14 protein-coding genes are annotated in these 14011 nt (G+C 66.3%); 7 read left to right on the plus strand and 7 right to left on the minus strand.

Translation table 11 applies throughout. From position 1 onward, the window contains the following. Window positions 1–27 precede the first annotated feature (27 nt). Window positions 28–1041, plus strand: a complete 1014-nt coding sequence (locus ASD15_RS06180) for a GlxA family transcriptional regulator (RefSeq protein WP_057153923.1) — start codon at window positions 28–30, stop codon at window positions 1039–1041. A 20-nt stretch (window positions 1042–1061) separates the two neighbouring features. Here the strand turns inward: ASD15_RS06180 and ASD15_RS06185 are convergent, their stop codons facing one another. After that, window positions 1062–2075: a bestrophin family protein gene (locus ASD15_RS06185; protein ID WP_057153973.1), complete on the minus strand. Its 1014-nt coding sequence runs from the start codon at window positions 2073–2075 to the stop codon at window positions 1062–1064. Window positions 2076–2239: 164 nt separating this feature from the next. On the opposite strand from ASD15_RS06185, the gene ASD15_RS06190 reads away from it, so the two are divergent. Beyond that, on the plus strand, window positions 2240–2653 hold the full coding sequence (locus tag ASD15_RS06190; RefSeq protein WP_082551608.1) for a cupin domain-containing protein: 414 nt from the start codon (window positions 2240–2242) through the stop codon (window positions 2651–2653). 20 nt (window positions 2654–2673) lie between these two features. Here the strand turns inward: ASD15_RS06190 and ASD15_RS06195 are convergent, their stop codons facing one another. The 3 genes from ASD15_RS06195 to fabR all read right to left on the minus strand — a co-directional run bounded on the left by ASD15_RS06195 (window position 2674) and on the right by fabR (window position 4274). Then, window positions 2674–3162 carry a hypothetical protein gene (locus ASD15_RS06195; protein WP_057153924.1) on the minus strand — a complete coding sequence of 163 codons (489 nt, stop codon included), beginning with the start codon at window positions 3160–3162 and terminating at the stop codon, window positions 2674–2676. Further along, window positions 3162–3500 (minus strand): DUF6152 family protein, encoded by a 339-nt coding sequence (locus tag ASD15_RS06200; protein ID WP_057153925.1) that lies wholly within the window; start codon window positions 3498–3500, stop codon window positions 3162–3164. Before ASD15_RS06200 ends, ASD15_RS06195 begins: the two co-directional genes overlap by 1 nt. A 93-nt stretch (window positions 3501–3593) precedes the next feature. Further along, window positions 3594–4274, minus strand: a complete 681-nt coding sequence (fabR, locus tag ASD15_RS06205; RefSeq protein ID WP_082551609.1) for an HTH-type transcriptional repressor FabR — start codon at window positions 4272–4274, stop codon at window positions 3594–3596. A gap of 168 nt (window positions 4275–4442) precedes the next feature. Between fabR and ASD15_RS06210 the strand changes: the two genes are divergently transcribed. Both ASD15_RS06210 and ASD15_RS06215 read left to right on the plus strand, forming a co-directional pair. Next, entirely contained in the window at window positions 4443–5516 is a 1074-nt protein-coding gene (locus ASD15_RS06210; protein ID WP_057153927.1) for a ferredoxin reductase, read from the plus strand. Window positions 5517–5534: 18 nt separating this feature from the next. Beyond that, window positions 5535–6716 (plus strand): acyl-CoA desaturase, encoded by a 1182-nt coding sequence (locus tag ASD15_RS06215; RefSeq protein ID WP_057153928.1) that lies wholly within the window; start codon window positions 5535–5537, stop codon window positions 6714–6716. Here ASD15_RS06215 and ASD15_RS06220 read toward each other — a convergent pair whose 3' ends face one another. Beyond that, a complete protein-coding gene (locus ASD15_RS06220) occupies window positions 6717–7265 on the minus strand; it encodes a lipocalin family protein (RefSeq protein ID WP_057153929.1) in 549 nt (182 codons plus the stop codon). It lies immediately after the preceding gene. Between the two features lie 96 nt (window positions 7266–7361). On the opposite strand from ASD15_RS06220, the gene ASD15_RS06225 reads away from it, so the two are divergent. Further along, on the plus strand, window positions 7362–8141 hold the full coding sequence (locus tag ASD15_RS06225) for an ABC transporter substrate-binding protein (protein ID WP_057153930.1): 780 nt from the start codon (window positions 7362–7364) through the stop codon (window positions 8139–8141). A gap of 4 nt (window positions 8142–8145) precedes the next feature. Here ASD15_RS06225 and ASD15_RS06230 read toward each other — a convergent pair whose 3' ends face one another. Beyond that, a complete protein-coding gene (locus ASD15_RS06230) occupies window positions 8146–8610 on the minus strand; it encodes a carboxymuconolactone decarboxylase family protein (RefSeq protein WP_057153931.1) in 465 nt (154 codons plus the stop codon). A gap of 114 nt (window positions 8611–8724) precedes the next feature. Next, window positions 8725–9477: an SDR family oxidoreductase gene (locus ASD15_RS06235; RefSeq protein WP_057153932.1), complete on the minus strand. Its 753-nt coding sequence runs from the start codon at window positions 9475–9477 to the stop codon at window positions 8725–8727. A gap of 223 nt (window positions 9478–9700) precedes the next feature. Here ASD15_RS06235 and ASD15_RS06240 point away from each other — a divergent pair, with 223 nt between their 5' ends. Both ASD15_RS06240 and ASD15_RS06245 read left to right on the plus strand, forming a co-directional pair. Next, the gene (locus ASD15_RS06240) at window positions 9701–10594 is read left to right on the plus strand and encodes a LysR family transcriptional regulator (RefSeq protein ID WP_057153975.1); all 894 of its coding nucleotides are present in this window, start codon (window positions 9701–9703) and stop codon (window positions 10592–10594) included. A 103-nt stretch (window positions 10595–10697) separates the two neighbouring features. Next, complete coding sequence (locus ASD15_RS06245; protein WP_057153933.1) at window positions 10698–13982, plus strand: discoidin domain-containing protein; 3285 nt, start codon at window positions 10698–10700, stop codon at window positions 13980–13982. Window positions 13983–14011: the final 29 nt, after the last annotated feature.

A 14011-nucleotide genomic window follows, 5' to 3' on the forward strand; every position in this document is an offset into this window, starting at 1 on the left:
GATTAAACCTGCAGGAGTGGCGAGTAAATGCCAAACATCGGTGATTTTCTGCCAAGCGCGCCGCGCCGGCCGCTGGTGCTATTCGTGGCCTTCCCCGGCCTGTGCATGCTGGACATGGCCGGCCCACAGACCGTGTTCTGGTGCGCGGACCGCGTGATGCGGCAGCGCGGCCGCCCCGGCTACGCGCGCCACACGGTGAGCGTGGAGGGCGGTGCGGTGCCGACGCTGGAGGGCGTGCCCATGTTCACCGAGTCCCTGTCGGCGTTCCGGCCGGAAGACGTGGACACCATCGTGGTCCCCGGCGCGCCCCATATCGAACAAGTGCTGCAACATGCGCAGCCGCTGGTGGACTGGCTGCGCGCGGCGGCGGGCACCGCACGCCGCACCACCTCGGTCTGCAGCGGTGCATTTGTGCTGGCGCAAGCAGGTTTGCTCGACGGTAAGCGCGCCGCGACCCACTGGGCCTTGAGCGACCGGCTCAAGGAGCTCCATCCCAAGGTGGAAATCGAGCGCCAGGCCATCTTCGTGCACCAGGGCGGCATCTGGACCTCGGCCGGTGTGACCGCCGGCATCGACCTGGCGCTGGCGCTGGTGGAAGCGGACTGCGGGCGCGACGTGGCGCTGGAAGTGGCGCGTGAGCTGGTGGTGTTCGTCAAGCGGCCGGGCGGGCACGCGCAGTTCAGCGCCTTGCTGGACTCGCAGCTGCGCGACGGCGACAAGTTCGAAGCGCTGCACTTGTGGATCGCCGACAACCTGGGCAACGCCAGCCTGACGGTGGACGAACTGGCCAGGCGCGTGCTCATGAGCCCTCGCAATTTCTCGCGCGTGTACCGCGAAACCACGGGCCGCACGCCGGCCAAGGCGGTGGAGCTGTTCCGCCTGGAGGCGGCGCGCCGCCTGCTGGAAGATTCCAGCCGCAATATCGACCAGATCGCGCGCGACTGCGGCTTCGGCGACGAGGGCCGCATGCGGCAGTGCTTCCAGCGCAACCTGTCCGAATCGCCCAGCGCCTACCGCGAACGCTTCCGCAGCGCTGCCTGAGGCCTCCCTGGCTGGCCGCGTCACAGGATGATGGCGTGGCGCGCCGCAACCCCATCGTCCGGCGGCGCTTCCTCGCCCAGCAGTTCGCGCAGGTCGCCCTCGATCTGGCGGCAGATATGCGTGACCGGCACGTCGTTGGCGCCGCCCTCGAAGGGATTCTCGGTGCTCTCGCCCACCTGGTCCAGCGCCACATACATCCACGCCACCAGCACGCTGAACGGAATCGCCAGCCAGGCCATGTGGCCGGCCAGCGCGCCGCCCACCACCTCATTGAGCTTGTCGAATTCCCGCACCACGCCCAGCGGCAGCAGCGCGGCGAAGAGCCACACGAAGAGAGTGTGGACAATGGCGTACTGGCGCGGGTAGGGGAAGTTCTTGATGCGCTCCGCGCGGCTGTGCAGGTCGATCAGCTCCTTCAGGGTTTTCTGCATCTCGGCGTGCTGCAGCACCGGGATCGCCTGGCTGGCAAACAGCTCCTTGATGGCGCTGCTTTGCATGCCGATCAGCGTCAGCGCGGGCCGGCGTGAGCGGGCCAGTTGCGCCGCGCTGGCTTCCGGCAGATAGGCGCGCAGCGCCGACTCCAGCGGCACATCGTGCTCGGCCACCGTATAACATCTGGCGCGGTACTCGAAGTTGTATTGGTTGGCCGCCGCCTCCCACACGCGCGCGCTGCGTAGCTGGTAACGGACGCAGGCCAGCCACGCCAGGTGGCGCTGCACCAGCTCGCGCGCAGCCAGCGGCATGCCGGTGAAGTCGCGGCTGATCAGGCCCCAGTAGCGGCTGATGCTGGCGAGGCTGCTCCACACCTGCTGCGCCTCCAGCGTCCGGTTGTAGGTTTGCGCGTTCTTGAAGCCCACGATGAAAGAGGCCGCCGTGCCCAGCAGCGCCGCCACCGCCCATGGCATGGCCAGCCAGCGCCATTCAAGCAGCTCGTAGGCCGCCACCTGCGCGGTAGACAGCGCCAGCAGGATATAAGTCTTGCGCCGCGTCCAGCGCAGGAATTCGGCCAGGCCGTAGGATCGTCCGATGTGCATGATGTATTCCGGGTGCGTGGGATGCATCCAGTATCACATGCGCGGCACGTCTTGATTGGTGCCTGATGCTCACCAGCGTGGGGCCCGCCATGTGCCTACCGGCGGCGGTGGCGCGCACCTAGAATGAATCCAGCAGCAGCCCACCACCCAACTGGAGAACCACCATGAACACCAAGAACATCGTCCTCGGCCTGTGCGTGAACGTCGCCATGATCCTGGCAATGCCGGCGGCGCAAGGCGCACCCGGCGGCGTGTCGGTCAAGCCTCTCATCAACAGGGACGTGCCCGAATCAGCTGGCAAGGAATTGCTGATGATCTCCGTGGAATACGCCCCCGGCGGCGAAGATCCGGTGCACCGCCACGACGCGCACGGCATAGTCTACGTGCTGGAAGGCTCCATCGTCATGGGCGTCAAGGGCGGCAAGGAAGTGACCCTGAAGCCGGGCGACACCTTCTATGAAGGCCCCGCCGACCTGCACACCGTGGGCCGCAACGCCAGCAAGACCAAGCCGGCCAGGTTCGTCGTCTTCCTGCTGAAGGAGAAGAACAAGCCGGTGCTGATCCCGACCGACCACTAAGGGGTACGGAGATTCCTGCGTCACACGTACGCCAGCATGCGGCCGCAAGTGATCAGCGCCACCCACAGCAGCAGCGACAGCGCCGCCTGAGCCCGCGCCAGTGGCGGGGCAGGGTGCCCGACGTCCCAGGCCGCCGCATTGCGGTACACGCCGGCATGGAAGCAGGCCGCGTTCAGGCCGGCCGCAGCCAGCAGCGCCAGCTTCAGCCTGAAGACGGGATTGGCGATGAATTCCAGCGGCTGGGAGGCAAACAGCAGCGCGCCGGCCGGCACCACCAGCAGCAGGCTGGCCAGCGCCCAGCGCAGCAGGTGCCGCCCCAGCGTCCGCACCGGCAGCGTGCGCGCGCAGCCCAGCACGCGCAGGTCGAACAGCGCCACAGCGCCCACCAGCACGGCAAAGCCGAAAATGTGCACGGTTTCCACCACGGGATAGAGCCACAGGCTGCCGCGCATGGCCTGCGACAGCGGTGTCGACGCCAGCCACTCGGCGGCGCCGGCCACCAGCGGCATCAGCGCAGCTCCGTGGTCTTGCCGGCCAGGGTGATGCGTTCGGCGCGCAGTTCGTCGCCCTTGCTGCGGTGCGGATAGCCCATCACGCTGGCCTGCTTGCCGGCCGCCAGCGCGTCCTTTTCCAGCCCCCGGCTTTCCATGCGCGAGGGCGGCGCCAGCACCACGGTCCAGCTCTGGGTGCCGGTCTTGAGCCGCACGAAGCCGTGCGGATGCGAATAACCCGCCTCCTCGATAGTGCCGCTCAGCGTCAGCGGCCGCTGCGCGTCGTATTCGCTCCAGCCGTGGTGGGCCAGGGCGGATGTCGCCGCAAACGCGGCCAGCAAGAACCAGTTTCTCATGGTGTGCTCCCGTATCAGAATGGCATCTGGTGACGGAGCGATTCTACGCCGTCTGGGGCGGAGGGGCGCACAGCCCGGGAAGCAGCCGCGCCGCTACCCCCGCCGCGACAGCACGGCTGCCTGGTGCGCGTCCTTTTCCTGCCACTTGGACGCGCCCAGCAGGATCACGTGCAGTTGCTGCACGAAATTTTCCTCCATCTCGCCCTCCAGCAGCGGCTGGCCGGGCGGCAGGTCCAGGATGTCGGTGGCGGCGGCCAGCATGGTCATGACGATCAGGCCGCACACCATCTGCAGGCGCGGGGTCGGCAAGTCCCTGTAGCGGCCCAGTGCGCGGATGTCCTGCGCCATTTCATTGGTGAAGTGGGTCACGTCGGTGCGGATCGCCAGGCGCAGGATGCGGCTGCCGCCCGAGCGCTCGGTGGCGATGAACTGGAACTGCAGCCGGTTCGCCTTCACATAATCCAGGTACACCCGCACCGAGCGGCGCAGGATGGAGCCGCGTGAAACGTCGATCTGGCGCGCTTCGCGCAGCAGGCGGCGCAAGGTGATGCCCATCTCGTCCACCAGTTCCAGCCCCAGCTCGTCCGTGTTGCGGAAGTGGCGGTAGAAGGCGTTCGGCACCACGCCGGCCTGGCGCGCGATCTCGCGCAGCCCCAGGCTGGTGAAGCTGCGCCCTTCGCCCACCAGCGTCAGCGCCGCCTGCAGCAATGCCTTGCGGGTGCCGGTCTTGCGTTCCGGCCGTGCCGCGCCTTCCTCGGTTTCGTGTTCGCTCATAGATCTCATGTGTACAGGTGTATCCCTATTTTACACGGCCATGGCAGGCAAATGTGACAGGCTGATGACAGGTTTGCCTGTTATTTAGTCAACCGGGGCTTGACTTGATGTGTACAAGTGTACACAATCATGGCAATCCTTATTATTTGCCATGCGTTTGCTATCCCAATGACTTTACGATCTTCCCTGGCCAGCCTGGCGGACATGTTCGCCTACCCGCTGCGCCATTCGCACTACGTGGAGCTGGTGAACCCGCTCTGGACCTCGCACGCCCTGATGGCGCGCGTGGTCGCCGTGCATGAAGAAACCGCCGACAGCCGCACCCTGACCCTGCGCCCGGGCGCCGGCTGGCGCAGCCACCGTCCCGGCCAGTTCGTGCGCCTGGGCGTGCCGATCGGCGGCCAGCGCCATACCCGCACCTATTCCATCTCGTCCGCGCCGGACCGCGAGGACGGCTGCATCACCGTCACCGTGAAGGCGGTGGCCGAAGGCAGGGTGTCGCAGCGCCTGGTGCGCCAGGTGCGCGTGGGCGAATACCTGCCGCTGGGCGAACCGCAAGGCGATTTCGTGCTGCCCGAGTCGATGCCGGTGCACCCGCTGTTCATCACCGGCGGCAGTGGCATTACGCCCGTCATGAGCATGCTGCGCAACTACGTGCAGGAGTACGAAGTGGTACCGGACACGGTGCACATGCACTATGCGCCGCGCGCCGGCGACGTCATTTTCGGCGCCGAACTGGATAAGCTGGCCGCCACCCAGCGCCACTACCAGCTGCAGCGCTACTACACCCAGGACGGCGGCGCCCACTTCAGTGCCGCACAGCTGGAAGCGGCCTGCCCGGACTGGCGCACGCGCGAAGTGTGGGCCTGCGGCCCGGCTTCCCTGCTGGCGGCGGTGGAAGCGCACTGGCAGGCTGCCGGCCTGTCGCACCTGCTGCACGTGGAGCGTTTCCACGCACCGCTGGCCGCAACCACCGCCGAAGCGACCGCAGGCCGCGTCACCTTCGCCGGCAGCGCCACCGAGGCGCAGTCGGACGGCGCCACCAGCCTGCTGCTGATCGCCGAGAATGCCGGCCTCAATCCCAAGCACGGCTGCCGCATGGGCATCTGCCACGGCTGCGACACCAAGCTGGTCAGCGGCTGCGTGCGCGACCTGCGCAACGGCGCCCTGATCGCCGAGCCGGGCGACACCGTGCAAGTCTGCGTCTGCAGCGCAGTCGGCGACGTCGAACTGGCGCTGTAAACTATTTAAGAGAATTCCATGCCCATTCCATCCCACCTCTCCCCCGCCGACATCGCGGCCTTTGGCAGCGAGATCGAATCCATCCGCAACGAAGTCATGGCCAGCCGCGGCGAGCGCGATGCGCGCTACATCCGCCGCTTGCTGAAAATCCACCGCTATCTGGAGATCAGCGGCCGCCTGGCCATTTACGCCAGCCTGGCGCTGCTGCCGCAATGGGGCCATGCGCTGGCCGGCTGGGCCTTTTTCTGGCCCGTGATGGTGCTGGGCGTGCTGACGCTGGGCGCGGCCAAGATCCTGGAAAACATGGAGATTGGCCACAACATCCTGCACGCGCAATGGGACTGGCTGCGCGACCCGGAAATCCAGTCGGGCCGCTGGGAGTGGGACCATGTGTGCCCGTCCGACCAGTGGAAGCACGCCCACAACGTCAAGCACCACACCTGGACCAATGTGCTGGGCAAGGATGCCGACGTGGCGGGTTACGGCCTGCTGCGCCTGTTCTCCGGCCAGCGCTGGAAGCCCTTCAACCTGGGCAATCCGCTGTGGGCCTTGCTGCTGGCGGTGTTCTTCGAGTGGGGCATCGCGATCCAGGAACTGGAGCTGGGCCGCGTGCTGCAGGGCCGCCTGAAGTGGGCCACCTTGCGTCCAATGTGGCTGCGCACGCGCGGCAAGATCCTGCGCCAGATGCGCAAGGACTACCTGCTGTTCCCGCTGCTGGCCGGCCCGTTCTTCTTCTACGTGGCGGGCGCCAACGCGGCGGCCAACATCGTGCGCAACCTGTGGACCTATCTGATCATTTTCTGCGGCCACTTCCCGATGGACGTGCACGTGTTTACCAAGGCTGAGGTGGAGAACGAAAGCCGCGCGCACTGGTACGTGCGCCAGCTGCTGGGTTCCTGCAATATCAAGGGCGGCAAGCTGTTCCACATCATGAGCGGCAACCTGAGCCACCAGATCGAGCACCACCTGTTCCCCGACATGCCGAGCAACCGCTACGGCGAGGTGGCGCCGCGCGTGCGCGCGCTGTGCGCCCGGTACCGCCTGCCGTACAACACCGGCTCGCTCACGCGCCAGTTCGGCACCACGGTGCTGCGCATCCTGCGCATGAGCTTCCCCGGTTACAGCCCGCTGCTGGACGGCCCGCCGCCGGCGCGTCCGCAGCGTGCGCGCAAGGTGGGCGACGCCGCCACCTCGGCGTAATTACCTCCTCTCGGCCTGCGGCGTGCTCACCAGCTTCTGCAGGCTGTATCCCTGTTTCTCCAGGCGCGCCAGCAGGGCCGCGTACGCTTGCGGCGCCACTTGCGGCGTGCGCGACAAGATCCACAGGTACTCGCGTTTCGGTTCGCTCACGGCCGCAAGCTGGTACTGCTCGTCCAGGTCGATGACCCAGTAGTCGGCCCACACGAAGGGCAAGAAGGACAGCCACGCCGGCGCAAAGCGCACTTCCAGCTTGGGCGACTCGGCGCCGCCCACCTGGCGGCCCTCGGCTGTCGCGACGATGGCGTCGTTCTTTTCAATCGCGCAGCGGTTGGTCACCAGTACCGTCTTGTCGGGCTGCAGCGCGTAGGTCGCGGTGGTGTTGCCCACGCATTTGCGCTGGAAGTAGTTGGGATATTTTGCGATCTCGTACCAGGTGCCCATGTAGCGCGGCACGTCCAGCGCGGGGATCGGCTGCACGGGTTCCGCTGGCGCCGCGGCGGCGCCGGCGCAGGCCAGAGCGAGGCTGGCGGCAGTCAGGATTTTAAGCATTGGATAGTCTCCGGGCGAAAGCCGCCATGGTAGCGCCTGGCGCCGAAATGTGCTGCGGAAATCAATCCGGGCCGGGAAATCACCTATACTGTCACGATGAAAATTGCCATGTTGCTGGCGCTGGCAATGGCCCTGCCGGCTGCGGCGGAATGCAGCAAGGTCATCGTCTCCGCCGATCCCGACTATCAGCCACTGCATTGGTATGACGGCCAGAGCTTGCGCGGCGCCAGCATCGACCTGGCTACCCGCGTGCTGGAGGACATCGGCGCGCCCTATGAAGTGCGTTACAGCGGGCCGTGGAAGCGGGTGCTCGCCGCGGCGCAGGCTGGCCAGGTGGACCTGGTGGCGACGCTGAAGATCCTGCCGGAGCGCGAGCGCTACCTGGCGTTTGCGCCCACCCCTGCGTTCCGCAACCCGGTTGCCATCTTCGTTGACCGCCAGCGCAGCTTTGCTTACGCCAACTGGGACGACTTGCGGGACAAGCGTGGCGGCGCCGCGCTGGGTAACCGCTTTGGCCCGGATTTCGACAGATTCGCCGAGACGGAACTGCACTTGCAGGAGTCCGGCACGCTGGACACCAATTTCCGCAAGCTGGGGCTGGGCCGCATCGACTACTTCCTGGTCGGACTGTACGCCGGAGAGGCATACCTGGCCAACCATGGGCTGGGCGAGCGTTACATGGCCCTGCGGCCTTTCGCCACCGAGGACAGGAACTACTTCGGCTTCTCGCGCAACAGCCCGTGCATCAAGTACCTGGAGCCGTTCGAAGCGCGCTTGCGCGCGCTGGTGAAGTCCGGCGCCGCCGTGTCCATCCTGAACGCCAACCTGCAGCGCACCGGCATTTTGCTGGACGGCGCCAGCTTGACGCACAAATAGCCGATTACATGCCTGGCGGCGGCACTTCGGGGATCTGGTTGCGCAGGCTCAGGTTGATCGAATTCCAACCCCTGATGACAGCGATGGCGTAGGCCATTTCAGCCACTTCGGTTTCGTTGAAGTGCGCGCGCAGCTCGGCGTAGGCGGCGTCGGTGTCGTCCTTGTGCGGCAGCGCGTTCACGGCTTCAGCCCAGCCCAGCGCGGCGCGTTCGCGGGCGCTGAAGAAGGAGGCGGGGGCTTCGCGCCAGCCGGCGATGGCGTTCAGGTGACGGTAGTCCGCGCCTTGCTTCACCAGGTCGCGCCAGTGCATGTCCACGCACAGGCCGCAGCCGTTTATCTGCGACACGCGCAGGTTGATCAGCTCCACCAGGCGCGCGCCCAGCGAACTTTGCTTGGCGGCGCCGGACAGGGCGATCATCGCTTTCAGGGGAGCGGGGGCCAGGGTGAACAGCGAAATACGTGCACTCATGATGGTCTCTTTCAGGTCAGGGCAACACCCAATGTGCTGCTTTCATACCCATAAGACGTGGACCGCCGCGCCCTTGTGACAGCTTTTCGGGAAAATTGTTCAAATTTTCCGATTTCAGCCGTTCAGCATGCGTCCGCCATCAACGACAATCTCGGCGCCCACCGTCCAGCGGGACTCGTCCGAAGCGAGGTACAGCACCGCCTTGGCCACTTCCTCCGGTGTGCCGAAGCGGCCGGCCGGGATTGATGCGGTAATTTCCTGGTTGAGCTGCCCGCGGTAGGCGTCCGGTATGCCCAGCTTGTCATACAGCGGCGTGTCGACCGGGCCTGGGCTGACGGCGTTGACGCGGATGCCGTTTCCCAGCAGTTCGCTGGACAGCGTCTTCGACATGTTCAGGAAGGCGGCCTTGGTCGCGGCGTAGACCGATGAACGCGCCGCGCCGACATGCGCGCTGACCGACGTGTTGAGCACCACCGAAGCGGGGTTGGCGAATACCGGCAGCAGCGCCTGGATCAGGAAGTAGGGGCCCTTGACGTTGACGTCGAACGAGCGGTCGAACATTTCCTCGGTCCACGATTCGACCGGCGCCCAAACGGAGACGCCAGCGTTGAGAAAGGCGATATCGAGCTGGCCGTAATGGGCCTGGACGGCCTGCGCCAGTTGCTTCTGGGCGGTCACGCTGGCCGAGTCGGCACTCAGCACCAGAACCTCGCTGCCAAGTTCCGCCCTGGCCTTGGCAATGGACTGCGGAGTGATCCCGGTGACGATGACGCGGGCGCCTTCGGCAAGGAATTGCCGGGCAGTTTCGAGGCCGATGCCGCTGGTGCCGCCGGTGATAAGTGTGCGTTTGCCTTGTAAACGGGCCATTAAAAGTTCTCCTGTTGGTGATTCGTGGCCAGCCAGTATCGGCCGGCCTGCCGTGGAGTGAACTATGCGCCCATGCTTCAAATCCGATAAGATCATGTCTTTGCATATGTTTCATGCTTCCGGAGCATGAATGGAGCATGAATGGAGCATGAATGGAGCATGAATGGAGCATGAAACGGGGCATGAATAACAGCCTGATCAAGGCACGAATGGAGAGTTGACCTTGGACCGCTTTCTTGTGATGTCCTGCTTTGCGCGCGCGGTGGAGACCGGCAGCTTCTCCGCCGCCGGCCGCGACCTGGGTCTGGGACAGCCCAACGTGAGCCGCCATGTGGCGGCGCTGGAAGAGCATCTGCAAACCCGGCTGCTGCACCGGTCCACGCGCAAGCTTGCGCTCACGCCGGAGGGCGAGCGCTATTATGCGGAAGTGCGGCGCATCCTGGACGCGGTGGAGGAGTCCGAGTCGTCCTTCAGGGAGAACGCCAATCCGTCCGGCCTGCTGCGCGTGGCCTGCCCGACGGCGCTGGCCCACGCCTTTGTGCTGCCGCATATTCCCGCGTTCCTGGAACGCTATCCGGGCCTGGCGCTGGAGCTCCAGCTCAATGACCGGTATGTCGGCCTGGTCGACGAGGGTGTGGAGCTGGCGATCAGGATAGGACACCTGGAGGACAGTGCGCTGCGTGCGCGGCGCATCGGCCTGTTCGAGCGCGTATTTGTGGCCAGCAAGGGCTATCTCGCCAAGCGCGGCATGCCCCTCGCGCCCGACGATCTGCGCGGGCACGATTGCGTGGTCTACACCTTGCTGTCGTCAGGCGCCACATGGCGCTTCCGGGATACCGAAGTTCCCGTGTCCGGCAGGCTCCGGGTCAACTCGCCGGAGGCCGCGCGCGAAATGGTCAATGCGGGACTCGGGATCGGACATGGGCCGGCATGGCTCTTCCAGGAAGGGCTCGGGAGCGGCAATCTGCAACTGCTGCTGACGGAACATACGCCCCCGGCGGTGCCGGTTCAAATCGTCTACGTCGCAAACCGGCTGCTTCCGACCCGGGCTGTCGCATTCATGGATTTCATTGCCGGCGTGTTCGCACAGCTTCCGGCGTTTACGCCGGGCGCATGAAGGGCAATCACTCACGAGAATGCGCAAACGGCGTGAAGGGATTGAGACATAATCGGCTCCATCCCATCGTCCGTCTGCAAGGTATCCCGTGGCCCGAAATTGCTTGTCCCTCCTGATTGCTGCCTGCTGGCTGGCCGGCGCCAGCCTCTATGCCGCCGAAGTGCGCGACCTCTCCGGCCAGTGGCGCTTCGCCATGGACCGCGCGGACGAGGGCGTGAGCCAGGCCTGGTACAGGCGCGGCCTGGCTGGCAGCATCGCCATTCCCGGCATCCTGCAGGCGCAGGGACAGGGTGACGAGATCACCGCCAAGACGCCCTGGGTACTGTCCCTGTACGACAAGAACTGGGACCAGCGCGAGGACTACAAGGCGCACACCGCGCCGGGGCAGGTGAAAGTGCCGTTCCTGTCGCAGCCGCCGCGCCATTACCTGGGTGCGGCCTGGTACCAGCGCGACGTGGAAGTGCCTGCGGCGTGGAAGGGCAAGCGCGTGGTGCTGTTCCTGGAGCGGCCGCGCTGGGGCTCTACGGCCTGGGTGGGCGACAAACAGGTCGGCGCCAACCTGAGCCTGGTGGCCGAACACGAATACGACCTGGGCCTGCTGGCGCCGGGCAAGCACCGCGTCTCCATCCGCGTGGACAACCGCATGCTGATGGCGTACCGGCCGGATGCGCACAGCGTGTCCGATTCGCTGGGCATGAGCTGGAACGGCATCATCGGCAAGGTCGAGTTGCGCGCCACCACGCCGGTGTGGCTGGACGATGTGCAGGCCTATCCCAACGTGCAGGACAAGTCCGTGCTGCTGAAGGTCCGCATCGGCAACGCGGCCGGCCGCGCCGGCGCCGGCGTGCTCGCGGCGAATGGCGTTGCGCACAAGGTCAGCTGGGGCGAAGGCGGCGGTGTGGCCGAGATCAAGGTGCAGTTCCCGGCCGGCGCGCAGCCCTGGGACGAGTTCCACCCCGTGCTGCACAAGATCAGGCTGCAGCTCAAGGGCGGCGCCGCCAACGACGCGCGCGACGTCAGCTTCGGTTTCGCGCAGATTGCCGCGCGCGGCAAGGACTTCGTGCTGAACGGCCGTCCGCTGCTGCTGCGCGGCACCCACCACGGCGGCGATTTCCCGCTCACCGGCTATCCGCCCACCGACGTGGCCTATTGGCGCAAGATCTTCCAGATCAACAAGGACTGGGGCATCAACCATATCCGCTTCCATTCCTTCTGCCCGCCGGAAGCGGCTTTCCAGGCCGCCGACGAAGTGGGCATGTATCTGCAGCCGGAACCCGGCATGTGGAACGAGGTGTCGCCCGGCACGCCCATGGACAAGATGCTGTACGAGGAAACCGAGAGGATGATACGGGCCTACGGCAACCACCCGTCCTTTGTGCTGTTCAGCCCCGCCAATGAACCCAAGGGACGCTGGAAGGAGGCTTTCGACAAGTGGATCGCGCATTACCGCGTGGCCGATCCGCGCCGGCTGTACTCCAACGGCACCGGCCACACCGAGAAGGAGGTGCCGGGCCTGGGCGAGGGCACGGATTTCCTGGCCATGCAGCGCATCGGCCCCAAGCCCCTGCGCGGCAACAAGGGCTGGTTCGGCAGGGACTACGGCGAATCGCTGGCGGACATCCACGTGCCGGTGGTGTCGCATGAAACCGGACAATGGGTGGCGTATCCCGATTTCAGCGTGATCGACAAATTCAAGGGCTATCTGCGGCCGGGGAATTACGAGATCTTCCGCGACTCGCTGGCGCGGCACGGCATGGCCCACCGCAACAAGGACTTCGCCTACGCGTCCGGCAAGTTCCAGCTGAACAGCTACAAGGAAGACATCGAAGCCAACCTGCGCACGCCCGGCATGATGGGCTACCAGCTGCTGGACCTGCACGACTACCTCGGCCAGGGCACGGCGCTGGTCGGCGTGCTCGATACGTTCTGGGAGCCGAAAGGCTACGCCACCGCCAGCGAGTTCCGCCGCTTCAACGGCCGGACGGTACCGCTGGCGCGCGTGATGAAGCGCGTCTACACGTCCGAAGAAACGCTGACGGCGGAGGTGGAGATCGCGCACTTCGGCGAACGCCCGCTGGCCGATGCGCGGCCGTACTGGAAACTGGTGGACCCGGCAGGCAAGACGGTGGCCGGCGGCGAGTTCCCGGCACGGGCCATCGCCATCGGCAAGAACATCAAGCTCGGCACGGTGCGGGCCGCGCTGTCGGCGCTGCCGGCGCCGCAAGCGTACAAGCTGGTGGTGGGCCTGCACGGCACGGACGCTGAGAACGACTGGAATATCTGGGTCTACCCTTCGCAGGTGGACGCTGCGGCGCCGGACGGCGTGCTGGTGACGCACAGCTGGCCGGAGGCCGAGGCCCGCCTGGCGGCTGGCGGCAAGGTGCTGTACCTGCCGCTGGCGGCCGACCTGGACTGGAACTCGCCGCCGCTGGACACCGTGCCCGTCTTCTGGAACCGCCTGATGAACCCGGCCTGGGGCCGCATGCTGGGCGTGTGGGTGGACCGGCGCCACGCCGCGCTGTCGCAGTTCCCCACCGAATCGTTCAACGACTGGCAGTGGAACGAGCTGGTGGCCAACACCCGCGCCGTGAACCTGGACCGCCTGCCGCCGGCGCTGCAGCCCATCGTGCAGCCGGTGGACGACTGGAACCGCAACTTCAAGCTCGGCCTGCTGTTCGAGGCGCGGGTGGGCAAGGGCAGGCTGATGGTGGCCAGCGCGGACCTGGAGCGCGACCTGGAGCGCCGCGTGGTGGCGCGCCAGCTGCGCAAGTCGCTACTGGACTACATGGCCGGCAGCGCGTTCAGTCCGCAAGCCGAGCTGACACCGGCGCAGTTGCGCAGCGTGCTGTTCGACACGCAAGTGATGAAGAAGCTGGGGGCCACGGCCGCGGCGGCAGCGGGCGGCAGCGAGACAGCCAACGTCGCCAACGCCATCGACGGCGACCCGAACACCTTCTGGAGCGCCGACGGCAAGCATGGCGCGGCGCGCGAGCTGGCGCTGGCCTTCCCGCAGCCGGTGAGCTTCTCGGGCCTGGTGCTGATGCCGCGCCAGAACCATCGCGACCACGAAGGCGATGTGCGCGAGTACGTGGTCCACGTCAGCGACGACGGCGTCAACTGGCGCGAGCTGAAGCGCTGCGTGCTGGTGTCCACTTTTGACCAGCAATCCATCGACTTCGGCCAGTCCGTCACGGCAAGGCATCTGCGCTTCAGCGCGCTGTCGGGCTTCGGCAAGGATACCGGCAGCGCGCTGGCCGAGCTGGCGCTGCGCTACACCGGGCCGGCGCTGCCGGGCAACGCCGGCCCGGTGACGTACAAGCGGGTGAAATCGGCCTCGGCCGACATCGATGAGAACTTGCCGGCCGAGGAGAAGAAGCCTGCCAGGTAGCGGGCCGATAAACAGGCGTGGAACGAATC

The sequence above is a fragment of the Massilia sp. Root351 genome (genome assembly GCF_001425045.1).
In the GTDB taxonomy this organism is placed as follows: Bacteria; Pseudomonadota; Gammaproteobacteria; order Burkholderiales; family Burkholderiaceae_D; genus Rugamonas.